At 55.9% G+C, this 15,659-nt stretch carries 12 protein-coding genes; 4 read left to right on the top strand and 8 right to left on the bottom strand.

Annotation, left to right across the window (positions count from 1 at the left end; genetic code table 11):
- Window positions 1–58 precede the first annotated feature (58 nt).
- Window positions 59–211 (top strand): hypothetical protein, encoded by a 153-nt coding sequence (locus ACIX8_RS26015; RefSeq protein WP_190273696.1) that lies wholly within the window; start codon window positions 59–61, stop codon window positions 209–211.
- 292 nt (window positions 212–503) lie between these two features.
- The gene (locus ACIX8_RS26625; protein ID WP_150110664.1) at window positions 504–1,109 is read left to right on the top strand and encodes a helix-turn-helix domain-containing protein; all 606 of its coding nucleotides are present in this window, start codon (window positions 504–506) and stop codon (window positions 1,107–1,109) included.
- Between the two features lie 387 nt (window positions 1,110–1,496).
- Here ACIX8_RS26625 and ACIX8_RS18510 read toward each other — a convergent pair whose 3' ends face one another.
- The 6 genes from ACIX8_RS18510 to ACIX8_RS18485 all read right to left on the bottom strand — a co-directional run bounded on the left by ACIX8_RS18510 (window position 1,497) and on the right by ACIX8_RS18485 (window position 9,292).
- Window positions 1,497–2,210: a Crp/Fnr family transcriptional regulator gene (locus tag ACIX8_RS18510; protein WP_014266905.1), complete on the bottom strand. Its 714-nt coding sequence runs from the start codon at window positions 2,208–2,210 to the stop codon at window positions 1,497–1,499.
- 109 nt (window positions 2,211–2,319) lie between these two features.
- A complete protein-coding gene (locus ACIX8_RS25725; protein WP_150110663.1) occupies window positions 2,320–2,745 on the bottom strand; it encodes a hypothetical protein in 426 nt (141 codons plus the stop codon).
- A 180-nt stretch (window positions 2,746–2,925) separates the two neighbouring features.
- On the bottom strand, window positions 2,926–4,560 hold the full coding sequence (locus tag ACIX8_RS18500) for a hypothetical protein (protein ID WP_150110662.1): 1,635 nt from the start codon (window positions 4,558–4,560) through the stop codon (window positions 2,926–2,928).
- Between the two features lie 59 nt (window positions 4,561–4,619).
- Window positions 4,620–5,327: a hypothetical protein gene (locus ACIX8_RS18495; RefSeq protein ID WP_014266902.1), complete on the bottom strand. Its 708-nt coding sequence runs from the start codon at window positions 5,325–5,327 to the stop codon at window positions 4,620–4,622.
- 44 nt (window positions 5,328–5,371) lie between these two features.
- Complete coding sequence (locus ACIX8_RS25720; protein WP_014266901.1) at window positions 5,372–5,950, bottom strand: hypothetical protein; 579 nt, start codon at window positions 5,948–5,950, stop codon at window positions 5,372–5,374.
- Window positions 5,951–6,487: 537 nt separating this feature from the next.
- Window positions 6,488–9,292: a protease pro-enzyme activation domain-containing protein gene (locus tag ACIX8_RS18485; protein ID WP_014266900.1), complete on the bottom strand. Its 2,805-nt coding sequence runs from the start codon at window positions 9,290–9,292 to the stop codon at window positions 6,488–6,490.
- A gap of 1,011 nt (window positions 9,293–10,303) precedes the next feature.
- Between ACIX8_RS18485 and ACIX8_RS18480 the strand changes: the two genes are divergently transcribed.
- The gene (locus ACIX8_RS18480) at window positions 10,304–11,629 is read left to right on the top strand and encodes a cytochrome P450 (RefSeq protein WP_014266899.1); all 1,326 of its coding nucleotides are present in this window, start codon (window positions 10,304–10,306) and stop codon (window positions 11,627–11,629) included.
- 176 nt (window positions 11,630–11,805) lie between these two features.
- Here ACIX8_RS18480 and ACIX8_RS18475 read toward each other — a convergent pair whose 3' ends face one another.
- Together ACIX8_RS18475 and ACIX8_RS18470 are read right to left on the bottom strand one after the other, a co-directional pair.
- On the bottom strand, window positions 11,806–12,681 hold the full coding sequence (locus ACIX8_RS18475) for an NmrA family NAD(P)-binding protein (RefSeq protein ID WP_014266898.1): 876 nt from the start codon (window positions 12,679–12,681) through the stop codon (window positions 11,806–11,808).
- Window positions 12,682–12,955: 274 nt separating this feature from the next.
- Complete coding sequence (locus tag ACIX8_RS18470) at window positions 12,956–13,405, bottom strand: ester cyclase (protein ID WP_014266897.1); 450 nt, start codon at window positions 13,403–13,405, stop codon at window positions 12,956–12,958.
- A gap of 389 nt (window positions 13,406–13,794) precedes the next feature.
- Between ACIX8_RS18470 and ACIX8_RS18465 the strand changes: the two genes are divergently transcribed.
- Window positions 13,795–15,555 (top strand): ABC transporter ATP-binding protein, encoded by a 1,761-nt coding sequence (locus tag ACIX8_RS18465; protein WP_014266896.1) that lies wholly within the window; start codon window positions 13,795–13,797, stop codon window positions 15,553–15,555.
- The last annotated feature ends 104 nt before the right edge of the window (window positions 15,556–15,659 follow it).

Here is a 15,659-nt window from a genome sequence, read left to right as displayed (position 1 = left end):
CAGAATCGAGGAAGCGATGATTGGAGCGAACGGCGCACCCCATTCGGAAACCGAGGGGATGTCCAAAAACTATGTCATGAAGGCCGTTGGCTCTTTGATTGAGGAGGGGATAGCTGCGCCCACGATCACGTGTGGAACGCTCACCGGGTTGACCCTCCTCACGGGTGAGGAATATGTGTTCGCCGTCAGCGAAATCATTCGCATGGCATGAGCTCCAACGGTGCCGCCAGAGGCCCGAGGCTCGCGACCGCTAGGAGTCTGTCAAGAACAATAACGGATTACAAGGAGCAGGGTTGTCATCAACTTCTATTCGAGCGGATGTCTTGAGGTTCAAGATTGAACCCTCGCGGGAGCCCGAACGGAAGTTCCACTCTTCGCAGGTGCTCGTTCAGATCCTCGAGCCTGTCAGTTTGAGATACGGAACACGCCTTTCGAGTCTCACTACATACGACTACTCGGCAGGGGAGATCGTTCTTTGCCCACGACACACTGAAAAATGGGTTATGGGCAGTACCCCCGGGCGACTGCTCATGGTCACCATCCCTGACCAAGCTCTCGTTCATGCAGCCAGCGAATACGCGCATGGGGACATAAGCCTTGACGCGACAGAACGGCTGGAAGACCCCAGGGTAGGTCAACTTGTCCGGATGCTGTCCGAAGAAGAACAAGGAATTTTTCAAGCTGACAGACTATTCACCGAATCCGTCACCCAAGCTTTGGCCGCCCTCCTGATCCGCACAAGGGGAACCTCGAGGAACTTCCAGCCTGTTCCAAGCGGAGGGCTCGCTCCAGCGCAATTACGCAGAGTAGTCGACTATATGAGGGCGCACCTCGATCGCGAATTGTCGTTGGCAGAACTCGCTGAGGAAGCGAAACTGAGTCCACCATATTTCGGGCAGATGTTTCTTCGTAGCACGGGCCAGACACCACATCGCTTCTTATTGGGGCTACGAATAGATCGCGCAAAAGAGATGCTGCGCGCGCCTTGGGTCCGAATGATGGACGTGTCCCTAGCCTGCGGTTTTAAGACGCAGCAACACTTCTCTAGGACCTTTCGCATATTCTGCTCCCTTAGTCCTAGGGCATACCGGAATCAGGTATTAAGCTAACGCGCATGCGCCGAGGTATGAAGCAGGTGTAGCGAGTGGGCGAACGCCATCATTGCGAAGGAAGGCGAGAGTCGCTTCCTTTTGATATGCGCCGATGACCTCCGCCCGAGCCTCGTTCCACCCTTTCCTGCTTTCCTTGCGTGCGATTTTTTACACCTCCGGCCGTCTCCTAGTTTCCAGACGGATAGCCGCGACTAGAGACTCTGGTTCCAGTTCTTGCATGGTCTGTCGCACTTTCTGGCTACCCACCCATGTACAACTTACTTTTCTTGCCGATCAGATCGCGCGTCGGCCGCCGCTCGCCGGAAATAAGTCGTAAAGCACTCTGGCGACTCGGGCTACGAAGCTCCCATCGTACACAAGAAGATCGGCCGACTAAAGACTCGGCTAACGAGTAATGCCGCTATCGAACTGAGCGCAGTTATCGAGATGATCCTTGATGATGTGGTAACACTCGCAGGATATTTTTTCGAGTCCCGCGACGTCGAGAATGTGTATCGTTCCACGGCTGTACTCGATAAGCCCCTTTTCTTTGAGAATGCCAGCCGTTATCGAAACCGTGGGACGCGAACTCCCGAGCATATGAGAGAGAAAGTCCTGCGACAGCTTATAAGTGACACTATGGACTCGGTCTGCGCAGAGAAGCAGCCATCGGGCAAGCCGCTGCTCTGCGTCGTGCTTTGCATTACAGCCAGTCGATTGAGCCGTTTGAACAAGTTGCGTCTGAACATAACGGAGCGCGTGTGATTGAAAGGATCCTCCCAGACTGAACTCTCTTCTAGCTACTTCGATTGGGCAAGAATAGCCATGGCCCGCAATTTGTGTGTACACGCGGTTAAGACTTCGCTTTGTTCCCATCAGGGCAGAAACACCAATAACGCCTTCGTAACCAAACATGCCCACCTCTACCTGAGATCCATCTTGAAAGGTTGTGGTCATGGATGCCATTCCTTCTTCAAGAAAGAATAGGTTGTCTATCGGATTGGCAGGAAACTCAATCTCATGCCCTAGTTCAAACGTGATCGAACGCAGACGTAAGCGCTTGATGATCTCGATGTCTAAATTCTCTAAAAGTGAATTTTTGAACTTGACAGTGCTCAATGAAGCCCCCGACAGGACTGAAGTGTCGTCCCATTATAGGCACCCCAGGATTAAGGACATCATCTGCTCACCTCGATCTTCGTCCCGGCATCCCGTCTCACATGATCAATTAAGGTGCCTGTGCCTGGAGAATGAGCGTACCGGTATAGGTGTCTGCCGGAAGTTGAGGAAGGTTGGTCAGGTCGATCCTCAGATTCAACACATCTGTACGGCTGGTTCCTGCCCCGGCTAAAACATGCTGAGAAAGCAGTTTGAGACTTGCACCTGCACCACCGACGGGGCTGGTCTGTGTGAAGGCCATATAGCTCGTCGGCACACCCGTGGTCATCTGTCCAAACACAGAGGAGCTTGGGATAGCAGAGGGACTAAGAGTTCCAGTAAGCGCCGCATTAGCACTTATAAAAAAGGCGTACAGGCTAAGATTGCCGGACAGAGTTAGGTTGCTGTAGGTAGTGGTAATGTTTATAGGGTTGCTGCCGCTGGACTCTTTTTTTGCAGTAAGGTCTATGTTTACCGTGGCAGGGGTGGCACTCACAGTAAGGCTGCTGGCGCCAATGTTTGGGGCAGCTCCTCTTTGAGTGACCTTCACCGCCTGACCTAAGGCTGCGATGGGATAGCCAAGCATAACCCACGCGAATATCGTCTTACTACATATTGGCCAATTCAATCGCATAACCACGGGCTCCATTCGGGGGGGTGCCGGCGAACATACAGATCAGTTGAGTGGCTGCACACCCACAGTTGCACCTGAAGTCAGCACAACAGCTTTGGCTCTCAGCATAACCACTACAACCGGCGTCTCAATTCTGTTCCGCTCAAGGCTGCTGATGATGATTGGTGGCGCGGACACAACAGACCAGTTACCGGAAGCAAGAAATTCGGCGGGGACAACCTGAAGTTTATGTGTCCTGGGTTTGTGCTCCCGCACGAGAAAACAGCCATCTTCATTGGTATAAATCAACTTCTCGTCAACAAGAAGAGCTGCACCCTCAATCTGACGTCCAAACGAGTCGACAACGCATCCTTGCATGATGGCATCGCCCATTGATTCATATTGGGACGATGCGCCTGCACTTTGGCCGCGCACCACAATTGTACTCGCATCCACAGTATGGCGAAGATTTCCGGTTGCATCGACAAACGATGAACCATGCAGCTTGAGCCGTCCAAAAAGGTTCAGCTTTATATCGAGTATAAGAGCCTGTTCGAACGGTGCGCTATTTTGAGCGGGTACATAGATAGTTTGATAATCGGCATTGATCGTCGCAAAGTTCGAAAGCAATTGACCGCCAAAATTGATTCCAGTGTGCCCCCCCGATATCGTCAGGTTCTCATTCACGCTCAGGCGCGCAGTAAATGCTTCTGTAAAGGTAGAGATAAGGCTGTTAGTCGGAGCGGAGTCTTTCGGACGACTGGCAAGATAATTGGCCATGACGTGAAATCTCTCAGTGAATGCCCGCGTTGCTGAGAACGAAACGGCATGGTTTGAGGCATCCAAATAGCTCGAGTGGTAGATCGCACCGTTCAGGAGGGTGCCAGACACTCGGAGACCAGCCGATCCTTGATCCACCGAACTACGCACGTTGGTCGTGCTTGGAAATTGGGGCACAAGGTAGTTCTGATGAGCACCACTCAGCGTTAGGAACGATGAAGGTCGGACGGTGACCAATATGTTCTCGCGATCTGGCTCCGCAAACAAAGGAGAGACCAGGTCAACCCGATGGAATTGTTGGCCCGCGCCGATGTATGCGGCCTGCAAGTCGATCCAGGTCCGAGAAAGGTTCACGCTGGCGGCCCCATAGGGTTGATTTGCACCCACACCAGCAGTCACAGCCAAGTCGAGTTTCGGAAGGGGTTCCCACTGGAGGGACTCAATCTGAGTCTGCTCTTTTGAGATGATGGTGTCGGAAAACAACTGCCACCGGGAGTTAATCGTTTTTTTCAAAAACAGAATACCCGCTGGTTCATTGGTTTTTGCGCCGTCGAAAAGAGGGCTACTGTATTCCGTAGCCGTGGCACCCACGAAAGCCAGGATGTCAGTTTGTTGCCGAGTGGTGCTCATGCCAACCCCACGAGCAAATAGAAAATGACTTGAATCAAAGATGTCGGTAGGAAGGTAGAAGTTGATGTGGTCATCTCCAAGGATGTATTTCGCATGCGTTGTTGCCTTAATAAGCTGCGCGCCTTCGAAGATGTGTCCGTCTATTGTGCCTGCTCCCAATGTGAAATCATAGCTTGGAGCACGCACTGTGATGCTACCGCCGCCCGCCTGATACAGCGTGGACGTCCCCCCACTCAATTCAAAAGTCTGAGCAGAAAGCAAATGCTGACAGCAGGAAGCTGCGAGCACCGATAATCCGAGACGACAAGCCAGGCGGAACCATAAGCCCCCCTTGCAGAGGCCCTGCATCACTGGCTCTGAGCGCTAATCAGTTCTTTCATGTCAAAGTGCGGAAAGTGCACCAGTAAATCGCTGGGAGGAGTTGCATCTTCCCAGGGAATTTCGAGATGGCGTGGGCTGCCAGGCAGTAGCGGGAATCCACCGGCAACTATGGGCACTTTTCCGCCGTCCGCGCGCACCTGCTGGACCCTGATCAAGGATTGACTAATGTTCTCAAGGTCACAAGCGATAAGCTTCTTATCGGGGCGATAGACTACATTCTTGATCTCAATTGATTTTCTGTCGATCGGTTGTTTCTGGTAAAGATAGACCGTATGCGGAAGCATAATCCGTACCTGCAGACCTTCGTCCTTGCGAACGGGCGAGAAGACGGCATAAATGGTGAACCAGGCCGGCAGTATATCGGCGTGAGCTTTATAGAAGATGTAATAGCTTTGCTTCGGCTCTAGCCGAAAACTCATCGTAGAGAGATCCAGATGGATACCGGGATCTAGCTTGCGGTAAGTCGCCCAACCTTTGTTATCAAGGCTGAAACTCTTGGGCTCCATAACTATAGCCATTGGCATCAGTGTGTCGTTGGTTACCTGAAATTTCCCCCCAGCCTTTCCGTTATATTCAACAATTAGCGGCTGAATGGTCTGGGCTAAGATGGGGGGCCCCAGCAAGAGTGCGATACAAGCTACCCTGCGTACAAAAAATATAATTTTATGATTCATAGCGCACTCGATTGCACTCTTCCTGGACGAAAAATTTCAACATACTAAATTGCTTGTGCTTGCAGCGTAAGGACACCTGTATAAGAGCCCGATGGCAACGTCGGGATGCTAGTCAGGTCTATCTGCAGGTTGAGACTGTCGGTGCGGCTGGAAGTACGGTTGGTGCCATTGAGCGCCTGCGAGAACAGAATCAGTCCTGTATCAACTGGCCCCGCGGGTCCGGCCTGAGTGAAGGCAGTATAGGCCGTGGGAGTGCCCGTTGTGACCTGCCCAAAGATATCCGCCGAAGGGATGGTATTTGCTGGCGTGCCCCCGTCGGACAAAGCGCTACCGGACGATGTAAAGTAACCTCCAAGAACGACAGAGGAACGGCTGGGGCTGAGAGTCCACGCGGTTGTAATTACAACCGGTGAAGAGGCTGTAGCCCTTGTTCCGGGTGCCAGCGTGAAAGTCAATGCTGCAGGTGTGGCCGAAACAGTCAGTGACTCGCCCAGAGTTGCATTAATGGCGACGCTGGCGCTGGAAGAATTGAGTTGAGCAAAAGCAGTGGATGAGATCGAGCAAACGACAGCCATCAAGCCCGTAACAAGCATAGGACGGCAAACTGAAAACCTAGCTTTCATGGTAGGTACTCCTTAATGTTTCTATGGGACAGGCCAAACCTAGCACCAAACCACACATTTAAAACATTTATTATCAACAAGGGTCATGAATCTCGAGCACTACATTGTCCGAAATACATATGGAGGTTAGATACCCGACATATAGGTTGCTGTAGTTACGCAACTAGCTCGCGAGTGGTCGTGCCCTTTGTGCTATCGCGACTACCTCTCCGACGAGCTCGACTTCCTGTTCATTGCTCTCGAGCGCTTGCCCGTCCCTGTCTTTCCGGAGATGCTCGCCAAGTGTAAGCATGGCCTGATCACCATCGATGAAGCCCACTGCATCTCACAATGGGGACACGACTTCCCGTCCGACTACCGAACCCTAGCGGTTTCGACAGAGTTCTCAAGGTACCGCGAGATACCAAACTCAACTGCAGCGATTTCTATGAATCGAGACAATAATTTGTTGCGCTTGGATTCTGGGCGAGTGGTAATGTTCTGGTTAAGCAGAAATAGCCCATAAGTTGGCCAAATGGCCATCTTATGGGCTATTTTTCACTGGACGGTTAGGGAGACGGCGGTAGAGGCGGTAAGGCCGGCGGCGCCGGTGGCCGTGATGGTGACGGTATACGAGCCGACAGTTGTTCCGTTGGGAGTGACTGTCAGGGGAAGGTTCTGTGAGGTTGAGGCGGAGAAGTTGTCGTCGCCCTGGTAAATCGCAGTGATGGTGTAAGTCCCTGCGATTGGGAAGGCGATGGCGGATGAGGTAGCCTTGCCTGCGACGAGAGAGGCGCTGCCAATGGGAGCGGGGACTCCAGCCGTGTAGAAGTTGACGGTGCCGGTGGGGATGTTGGCCTTGTTGGATCCGCCATCGGTGACGACTGCCGTGAAGGTGTCGGTAGCTCCGGCGGACAAGCTATTGGAAGCGGCGGAGAGCGCGATGCTGGAGGGACTGGCCGTCGGCGGATTGGGGTCGGTCACGATTCTGCCAAGTCCGCAGGCAGTGAGAGTGCCGAGGGCGACGCAGAGCAGGAGGCCCGATGGAAGGACACGCCAGGAGCGGAAGGAGCGCATACGGCGGATGGGGAGCAAGCCGAGCAGGAAGACCGAGCCTAGAGCCAAGCTGGCCACGTTCCGCCTCCCGTATGCCGGCAGGCTCGGCTGCGAGGGATGGGCGGTTGCCACCATGGCCGCGGATGCGGTTTGGCGCGCGGTGGTCGAGATGGTAAGTGTGCTGGTGGCCGAGCCATTGGAGGAAAGCGCAACCGTGGGTGGATTCAACGCGCAGGTAGGGATAAAGGTGGGGGTTCCGGGGCCGTTGTACCTCACGTTGCAGCCAATGGTGGCATTGCCGTTATAGAAGGCTGAGCTGACGGTGATAGCGTCCGTTCTACCAGTGGAAGCACCAGCGGTAAGTGTGAGGCTGCTAGAGGCGGCGCTAACACTTAGGCTGACGACGCTGACGGCTGCTCGGAGGAAATCGCCGACGTCGAGAGAGCCGAGTCCGGTGGCTTGGTCATAGCCCGTGGTGAGCGCGAATCCGGCGACGCCGCCTGCAAGAGAGGTTGGGCCAGGGGTGCTGTTGTTGCACATGCTGGGTGTGTCGATGTCGCAGGCAACGCCACTCGTGGCGGGGGTAGCGTCATGGAAGGGGGAGTTCGATGATGCGGCGAGGCGATAGAGGAGAGGGTTGAGATTGCCCTGAGAGGTGCCAAGCTTCTGGTTCATGAGGGCGGTGATACCTGCCATGCCGGGGGCGGCGGCGGAAGTTCCCCAACTATGCGAGAACGTGGTACAGGTAGTTCCTGCGGAAGCGAGGCATATGAGGTATCCATCGTGTCGCGAGGAGGAGAAGCTGACGTCGGGGACGTCCCGGAAGCCGTCGGCTGGGATCCCGATCCCGGTTTGCCAGTCAGGCTTGGCAATGATGGCACTGACGCCCCCTCCCGTGCCCTCGGCCTGGAAGCTGGTGGTGCCTCCGCTCGTGACGGTGGGCTCGTTCCAAGCTCCCTCTGGAATATAGGAAAGGACCGATCCTTTGGCGGAGTCGGTAGTAGTTGACCAGAAGGCAGAGGGGGTGGCGAAGTCAGCGAACTCTGTGCCGCCGACGCAAGTAGCGTAGCTGCTGGCACAGATGTAATTGATACTGCGTTTCTGGGAGGTTCCGCAGGCTTGAGCCCCGGAGTCTCCGGAGGAGACGAAGACGGAGATGCCCTCTCCTGCTGCCTGAGCGAAGAGGGTGTCCCACCTGTCGACGCCAACCGCGCCCTCGCTGGTCTCGCAGTTGCCGAAGCTAATGTTCATGATGGGATCGCGGAGCGTCTCAACTTCGTATTGGGCATCGAGGAAAATGTCGCCGGCGTCAGCCGCTGTTATCACGAGGTCAACCTGAGTCCCAGGCGCTGTGCCGATTGCGCGAGTGACGTCCAGCGTGGCCTCAGCCTGATCCTTCGTCATGCCGGGATTGACACCGCTGGGGGGGATGATGACGTTCGGCGCTTTGTTAGGGAGACCCGTCTGGCTCTCGAAGATCGAGATATCGGATGCGAGAACCTGGGAGCGCCCGACAATGGCGATCTTCTGGCCGGTTCCGTCAATGCCGGATTGGAGGACGGGATTGATATCGTAGATGGTGCGGAAATCGCTTGGGCTGAGGGAGTGAGCCCCATTGCTGTCGTTATAGAGCGGTACGGGATTGGAGGCAGCGCGCGAGAAGGGGACGCTGTCGGGCGAGACATGGCTCATCGGCTCGTCGGCTGCATCGGCGAGGCCCGCGATGGAGCTTACGATTGCGGCGAGCGACGTAGGGATGGCGGGATCGGATGTCGCGGCTACGCGCGGCTTTGCGGCGGGTGCGCCACCTATGGCAGGGGTGTTGAAATAGTGGAATGTTGTGTCGAGGGCGTTGGCAACGGTGTGAACCGGAGCTTCGACGCTAACGAATACGTGGCTGGAACTGATTTCTGCTCCGGCGAAGCCTTCGGATGCAAGCCAGGACATCAGGGTGTCGAGGTCATGCTGCGTAGGGCCGTAAAGGCTGCCGATCTGCTGGGGCGTGCGCCAGCTGTGGTAGTTAGGCGACCCAGGGTTCTGCTGGTCGACAAGAAGTTGGGCGAAAGCGGCCTGACGCTCTGGAGAGCGACTAAGCACGAAGACGAGACGGAGGTTGGTGTCGTTAGGCACGGCACCGGCGTCATTGGAGCTGAGGGCCCAAGTAGGGACGTGGCCTTTGAGGCGTGTAGTGACACGGAGGTCAGGCTGAGCGGCGACGCGGTCGGCCTGCGGGCGCTGGGCAGCGACGGATAAGGTTGATGCGATCAAGGCAAAAGCACACAGCAGATATCGGGCGATGCGGGACATGATTCTCCTGAAGATTCTTATGGACAAAATTGTTTAGCTCTGTTGGATTGGCTCCCCTGGATTGGCTTATCCCCGCCCGCATTGACCAAGCGGTTACACCAAGTTGCTTGGCGAGGAATAGGCGGTTCGACCCAGGCGCACTGTGTCTTGCACACTTTTCTCGTCAATGATTCAAGTGCTTGGAATCGACGGGCGACCTTGGAGTAGGGAGAAGCTGAAGAAAACATAGGATACGTATGCAAACACTGGTCGACGGGGCTCTTTGGCCAAGGGGTTGTTGAGTTGTAGGCGTGGGGCGCGCTTGTTCTTTGCACGGCTCCGGGATAGGCCCCGTTAGCCACGCTACAAACTCAGGACCGAGGAATGGAATCATCAGGAAAGTCTCCATGAATGTCGTTGTCGTGCGCGGCGAAGACTGCAGTGCCGGTCGTGCTAGGCAAAGCCTGCTGTGCCAATAGATCGTTGAGACAGAGGGTTCCTTGACAATGCGTGTGAGCATCAAGGCTCTGCGATCGAAAGTTAGCCGTGAATCGAGAGCGGCTTCCGGTCATAACACTGAGGCGCCAAATCTATTCCGAGAATCGAGGCGTGATAGAACCCTTTTTGTCCTTGACTAGGACTTGCTCCCAGTCAATCAGGCGCGCCCCGCGGTTTCTCGATATACGCGCGGCGTCGAAGGCGTCCGACTCAAAAACTATGGGTCGAAAGAATAGATCGCGCTCTGAGGTGTATTGGGACTACTGCGTGGAGTTCGAAAGGGAGCCGTGCTCGGCAAGTCTTATCAGCAGACGCGAGGTTTTGGATGAAGAAGGAATGTATCCGTGAACAAGATTCCTAAGCTAGGTGCTTGGGACAAGATTCGTTCGTCCATCCAAGGACAGATCGTTACACCTGGCTATCTGGCTTACGACACCGCTGCTCTTCTTGAAGCGCCGGATCGATCTAGGGAAGGTGTTCGCTTCTACCCCATTGCCTCTGGGACGGGGTGATTGCAAAGCCACTGACGAGTAGATGACGGCCCCGAACGCGGTGGCCGGGGAATATCCGCTAGGCATTCGTGTTCCTACCGCAGAACCTGGAGCGCGATGTTGCGACCTCAGGGAACATAGAGGAGATACGAACATCAACAATCAGAAGATGACGACACCGACCGGAAGGGCTCTGACGGCCCTGGACCCGATATTTCGCGAGAATCCACACAAGTACCTGGACCATCTGAGGTCAACGGATCCCGTGCATCAAGACCGAGAGTTCGATCGCGTGGTGGTTACCAGGGCCGAGGACGTCGCGTCGATCTTGTTCGACCGCGAGATGAGCGTCGACCCGGAAAAGTCCAGGCCTGGATCGTTCTCGCGACTACAGGTAGGGGAGAAATTCGAGCGCTCGATGCTACTTCTAGACGACCCCGACCATAAACGCCTACGAGCACTCGTGTCGAAAGCCTTCAATCAACAGGCAATTGAAGCCATGCGACCGCGGATCGCCATGATTGCCAATCGCCTCTTGGACAAGGTCGCTGGCGAGACTCGGTTCGATGTCGTGGAGAGCTATGCGAAGCCGCTTCCCACAATCGTGATTGCGGAGATGTTGGGCATACGGGAGGCCGATCAGGCTGACTTCAATGAATGGTCAGACGGTATGGTCCAGCTCTTCAATGCCTCGCGCACAGCCGAACAGCAGACGACGCTGTTGCGAGCTAAGGATGCGCTCAATAGCTACTTCGCTGCCGCGATCGCAGAGCGCAGACAATACCGCGGTGACGATCTCGTCAGCGTCTTGATCGAAGCCGAGGAAGACGGCGATAAGTTGAGCGAAGCAGAGATCCTAACGTGCTGTCGACTTCTGCTCGTCGCTGGCAACGTCACTACAACGGACCTGATAGGGAACGGCTTGCTTGCGCTATTGCAGCACCCAATGGAACTGGCAAAGTTGCGCAGGCAGCCGGAACTCGTCCGAGACGCCGTTGAAGAGGTGCTACGTTATGATCCCCCAATTGTAGAGCGGAATCGCATCACCACTACATCGACGCAGATAGGCGGATGCCCAATGGCGGCTGGACTGACCATCACTGCGTCTTTGCTCGCGGCCAATCACGACCCGCTAATACACACCGACCCAGAGAAGTTTGATATCTCGCGGAGCGACAAGCGTCACTACTCCTTTGGTGGAGGAACCCATTTTTGTCTCGGAGCGCCTCTTGCGAGAGCGGAAACACAGATCGCCCTCTCTCTCATCATTGAGAGGTTTCCGGGGCTGCACCTGAATTCGGATTTTGCCCCAGTTCATCGCACATTACCGAGTTTCAATGGACTGGATTCACTTTGGGTGGAGAAGTAGAGAGGAGACACGGAATTCAGGCTGTAGCAACGCTCGCCCGATGCCATCTCCGGGCCAATTCCTTGAGTGCCCAATTGCCGCCGTTTCCGGTGGCTCCGAAGTGCAATACGCGCATTTTCAATTGTCATTGAAAGCGGGGAAGAGGAGGCCCCGCCGTGCTGTGGGGCCTCCTCTCCTTAGAACCCGGGGCGGTCCGCCCGGACGAGCGCCCCAAGCGCTTCGCGCAAGGTGGTCTTACCCTTCCTCACGTCCCCTCCAGATGTCTGGAATTCGAGCCAACCCTCGTTGAATCCGTCGAACATCTGTATCAGAGGTAGCGGGTTCTTCATGCCTTGGGCCAGGAACACGTCTTCCCAGACGTCGCGCGGCACGGCCTGCATGTTCACCTTTTTACCCAACAGGTCCCCGAGAACGGACGCTATGTCGTCTGGGCTAATACGTCCTGGGCCTTCCAACTCTACGAACCTAGGAAGAGGTTCGAGCATCGAGAGCAACTGCGCTACGGTTATGCCCACGTCCTCCGTTGATACCATCGGGAATCGTTTGTCGAGAGGCTGGAAGAGTGTGGGAACCATACCAGCGTTGCGCGCTGGACCGAGATCTCGCGCAACGTTTTCCATGAACCATGCAGCTCGAACAAAGGAGATCGGGCTTGCAATGTCCCCGAGCATCCTTTCAAGGTTGTTCATCCCAGTGAGAAGGTTTGGCCTCGTCACCTGTGCCCCGATCGCCGTGAGAACTACCACCCGTGCGGGCTTGGCTTCCTCTAAGGCCAGTCGTATGGTCGCAACCATCGCCTTTAGACTTGCGAAGCCGGCGTCTTGGTCGAAATCCGGCGGAATCAGGACGAACACGCCCTGCATATCCCTGAACGCGGAGGTCAGGGATGCCTTGTCATTCAAGTCCGCGATGGCCAACTCGCAGCCGCGCTCTGTCCAAGGACTCCCCTTCTCAGCTTGCCTCACCACGGCGCGTACCTGATGGCCATCAGCCAGCAGCGTACGTGCTGCAGCCCCTCCGACTTGTCCTGTAATTCCTGTAATGGCGAACATCGTTCGTTCCTTATCAGTACCGCGCCTGTCGCGGGATTCGGGTTAGCTCTCATAACGTTTGGGTCGAAATATCGCGAAGTCAGCCCGCAGGGGCCTCTTCTGGCCGGCGGTGTCCGCCACAACCGCCGTGCTGTGTCGGGAAGTCGCGCGGCTGATCGGCTTCAGCGGAGTCCTTAGAGCTATCTGCCAGTCGTATTCATGTGGAGTTCTCCCGCCGCTGGGGCTAGATCGGGCAGCAGACCGCGGCGTCATAGGCAGCGGTCTGCGTCCCGGGTTATACGGTGCGGATGAGTCCGAGCTGGGTGAGCGCGGTGACGCCGTCGTCGAGTCCGATCTCCTCGACGATCTTGCCGTCCTCAAGACGCAGCACCGTGGTTCCGGTGAAGTGCATCTTGCGGCCTGTCGCGGCGGGCAGCGATCCTGCCAGGAAGTCGGAGAACGCGGGCCCGCTGTGCGTGCCGCCGCCGACCCAACGGCCAACGACGAGGTCGCCCTCGGCGATGAGGTCTGCCGCCCCGCCGAAGCTGAGGTCCGGGAACGCGGCGCGGAAGTCGGTCATGAACGCCTTGATGTCCGCGTGTCCGCGGCGGGGCTCGTGCAGCGAGTACTGCAGGAGCATGTCAGGGGCGGCGAGTTCGTCAACGATGCTGAGGTCGCACTTGGGACCCCAGAAGCTGGTGAACCAACGGCCTACGATGGCTTTGTTGTCTTGTTCTTTCGACATGGTCTTTTCCTTTTGCAGCGGGTATGGCGAAGGCCAACATGGCTCTCGTCTCTCTGCATCTCGAAAGCTATTCCCATGCAAGACAACCAACACTCCGTATCTTGCTTTCGTATTCCAGAAAACACACTCGGGTCGATTTGGGATTTCACAGCAAGATACGGGGTGCCATAGACGGTAGGTGGCATTAGCCTCTTAGATCACTCATCGCCGGGGCGATTAGGAAACACGATGCATCTCAGCTCTACCTCTTTATTTCTGGAGCGTTGGTATGATCGCTCGCGTCAAATCCTTGCCCAACGACTCGAACATTAAGTGAGCGGGGAGGCCCTTATAGGCTCTCGTGCTGGCAACGGCTTTTAGCAAAGTCTTTTATTGAGGATTCTCGATCAATGGCAACTCTGTACAAGTACCTAAAAGGCTTTTGGAAGCTGGCGCTCACCGCGCTCGTTCTGGCGGCGATCAATCAAGTCTTTTCATTGCTTGACCCTTTGATCTTCCGTCACATCATCGACTCGTATGCGACGCGGCACGCCGAATATACGAGTGCTCAATTCCTGCGGGGTGTCGGCCTGTTGCTGGCCGCCGCGGTCGGCGTGGCACTGGTCTCGCGCATCGCGAAGAACTTTCAGGACTACTTCGTCAACGTCATCACCCAGAAGGTCGGCGCGCGAATCTATACGGACGGTATCCGGCACTCCCTCGATTTGCCGTACACGCTATTTGAGGACCAGCGGAGCGGTGAGACCCTCGGCAAACTGCAGCGGGTCCGCAGCGATGTCGAGAAATTTCTGGCGCTGCTTGTGAACATGGTGTTTACGACGATCGTCGGACTGGTCTTCGTCACGATCTATGCTGCCAAGGTCCACTGGTCCATCGCGCCCGCGTACCTTCTCACAGTCCCGCTACTCGGCGGCCTCAGTTCTCTCCTGAGCCGTCGGATCAAGAACGTCCAGAAGCGCATTGTGACCGAAACCAACGCGCTCTCTGGCGCGACGACCGAATCGCTACGCAATATCGAGTTGGTGAAGAGCCTGGGCCTCGCGCAGCAGGAAATAGAACGGTTGAATGCGACTACCGAGAGAATTCTCAAGCTCGAATTAGAGAAAGTGCGTTATCTTCGCAGTCTCAGTTTCGTTCAAGGAAGCTTCGTCAATCTCCTGCGCACTTCAATCCTGTTCCTCATGCTCTATCTGATCTACTCGCAACGGATCACCGTCGGTCAATTCTTCTCGTTGTTCATCTACTCCTTTTTCGTGTTCGGGCCTTTGCAGGAACTGGGCAATGTTGTAAACGCATATCGAGAGACGGAAGCCTCCCTTGATAACTTCGAGGAGATCCTGAAGATGCCGGTGCAGCAACGACCCGAGCATCCGGTATCGCTTTCCTCCCTAGAGACGTTGCGCTTTGCCGACGTCTCCTTCCAGCACCAATCGGCATCGTCCCCGGCGCTGAGTTCGATCTCCTTTGACGTGTCGCGTGGCCAAACAATCGCCTTCGTAGGACCATCCGGCGCGGGCAAGACCACACTCGTCAAATTGCTCGTTGGCCTCTACCAACCCAGGAGCGGGCACATCTACTACAACGGGACGCCCGAAGACCAAGTGGCGATTGAAGACTTACGCGAGCGCATCGGGTTCGTCACGCAGGACTCCCAACTGTTCTCCGGCTCGATCCGAGAGAACCTTCGCTTTGTAAGGCCTGATGCGACGGACGAGGAGTGTCTTGAGGTCTTGAGGCAGGCGTCAGTGGAAGGCCTACTGGCCCGCGGAAATCGCGGTTTAGACAGCGTGATCGGCGAAGGGGGCGTCAAAGTCTCAGGTGGAGAGAAGCAGCGGCTATCCATCGCACGCGCGCTTCTGCGGCGGCCTGAACTGCTGGTCTTCGACGAGGCGACATCCGCTCTGGACTCCCTGACGGAAGAGGAGATCAGCCAGACAATTCGCGATGTCGCGGCTAAGCGTCATGCGATCAGCATCCTGATTGCCCACCGGCTTTCCACCGTATTGCATGCCGACTGTATCTATGTTCTCGAAAGAGGACGGATTGCTGAATATGGGAGCCACGACACGTTGATTGCAGCAAAGGGACTTTACTACGCGATGTGGCGGCAGCAAGTCGGCGAGGGGGAGAAATTCGCGACGGGGATATAGGGCTATGGCCTGCTTTTGCAACGACTGCGTGGTCAGTGGGGCGCTCCCCGCATCCCGAAGCGATCCCGGCCCATACACGCTAACGAGAAGCGGGGGCGGAGGGC

It is taken from the genome of Granulicella mallensis MP5ACTX8, assembly GCF_000178955.2.
Taxonomy (GTDB): domain Bacteria; phylum Acidobacteriota; class Terriglobia; order Terriglobales; family Acidobacteriaceae; genus Granulicella; species Granulicella mallensis.
The sequence above is the reverse complement of the archived record's forward strand: the minus strand, read 5'-3'. Positions and strand labels throughout refer to the sequence as shown.